Source organism: Putridiphycobacter roseus (assembly GCF_003234935.1).
Lineage (GTDB): Bacteria > Bacteroidota > Bacteroidia > Flavobacteriales_D > Crocinitomicaceae > Putridiphycobacter > Putridiphycobacter roseus.
In genome coordinates this window covers 1-1534 of record NZ_QKSB01000043.1, presented here as the reverse complement: position 1 = coordinate 1534, position 1534 = coordinate 1, and the positions used below count along the sequence as shown (strand labels likewise).

Here is a 1534-nt window from a genome sequence, read left to right as displayed (position 1 = left end):
ATTAATAAAATAGCGCCAAAACATGGTTTAGATAGTCTAAAATAATTAATTTAGCCTAAACAATGCCTTGGCGGTTATCAAGTTACTTTGTGCAAGGTAATGCAAACAGAAATATAGCCGGCCGTTAGCGTTAATTACAAGTCAGAAATTTTGTGCAATTTTAAATTCATACGTATATGTATGAATTATCACTAATAAGAATACATATATGTATATTTATTTTTGTTTATTATACATATTTGTATATATTTGATGTTGTATGTATACTTATATGTATAAATAATTCAAAAAATGAGAAATAAAAAAAAACTTCTTATAGAACAGCTAGACCAAAAACTAGCTGAATTCAAAAATGCGGCAACAGTCCATGTCCCACAAAGAGGATGGGTAAATACTATTAGAACTACATTTAATATGACAATGGACCAATTAGGGGCCAAGCTTAATATGACAAAAGGAGCAATACAAAAAGTAGAAGAGCGTGAAGCTACAGGCCAAATATCTATCAATAAATTAAGAAATATTGGCAAGGCACTGGACATGCAGTTTGTATATGGTTTTGTCCCAAAAGATGGAACCGTTGAAAATCTTGTAAATATTAAAGCCGAAAAACTAGCCCGAAAAATTGTTTTAAGGACCAATCAAAACATGAAATTAGAGGACCAAGGAATTGGAGATGAAAAAATTAATAAAACAATAGAAGAGTTAGCTAGTGAAATAAAAAGAGAGATGAAAAAATCATTATGGGATTAGATTTACATTATAAAGATGGACAAACACCTTTAGATGAGGAAGAAAAGGAAGGTCTCAAGATAAAGTCAATTACTACACAAGGAGAATTAGATGAATTTGAGCAACTAAATATTGAAAAAGCTGTTGAATGGACTATTCACGCAAATTTAAAGCCCGAAAAAATATTGACGGAAAAATTCGTAAAAGACTTACACAAAAAAATGTATAGTGATGTATGGAAATGGGCGGGCCAATTTAGAAAATCTAACAAGAATATTGGAATTGAATGGACACAGATTGGAATCGAACTAAAGACCCTCTTAGATGATACAAAATATTGGATAAACAATAAGACTTTTCCACCAGAAGAGATTTCCATAAGATTTAAACACAGAATCGTTGCGATTCATTGTTTTCCCAATGGAAACGGACGACACTCAAGAATGATTGCTGACATTGTTATGGAGTACATTTTTAAATTAGAAATATTTTCTTGGAATCAATCAAATATGGTTAAAGCGGACGATACGAGAAAAAAATACATTGTTGCTTTAAGAAAAGCTGATCAAGGAGATGTAACTGAACTAATCAAATTTGCAAACAACTAACGCTAACAAAATGTAAAATTCATAATTGCTAAGTACCTTAGCAACAACGAAATTTTACACAAACGTTGGCAAACATTAAGAAGGAATGATCTGAATTAAATAAATTCATATTTCATTTATAATTTATGACCCATATTTTAAGAAATGATACTAGAATTGGAATAACTAAAAACATCCTCTATTCCATTAAAAAA

General features: G+C 30.2%; 2 protein-coding genes. Both read left to right on the top strand.

Annotated elements, in window-relative coordinates:
* The first annotated feature begins 291 nt into the window (after positions 1-291).
* On the top strand, positions 292-753 hold the full coding sequence (locus DNU06_RS17390) for a mobile mystery protein A (RefSeq protein WP_111064775.1): 462 nt from the start codon (positions 292-294) through the stop codon (positions 751-753).
* A complete protein-coding gene (locus DNU06_RS17385; protein WP_111064774.1) occupies positions 744-1340 on the top strand; it encodes a mobile mystery protein B in 597 nt (198 codons plus the stop codon). The genes DNU06_RS17390 and DNU06_RS17385 overlap by 10 nt, the downstream gene beginning before the upstream one ends.
* Positions 1341-1534 lie beyond the last annotated feature (194 nt).

Coding starts and splice junctions, on each gene's coding strand:
- DNU06_RS17390 (WP_111064775.1), top strand. CDS start 292: ATGAGAAATAAAAAAAAACTTCTTATAGAACAGCTAGACCAAAAACTA.
- DNU06_RS17385 (WP_111064774.1), top strand. CDS start 744: ATGGGATTAGATTTACATTATAAAGATGGACAAACACCTTTAGATGAG.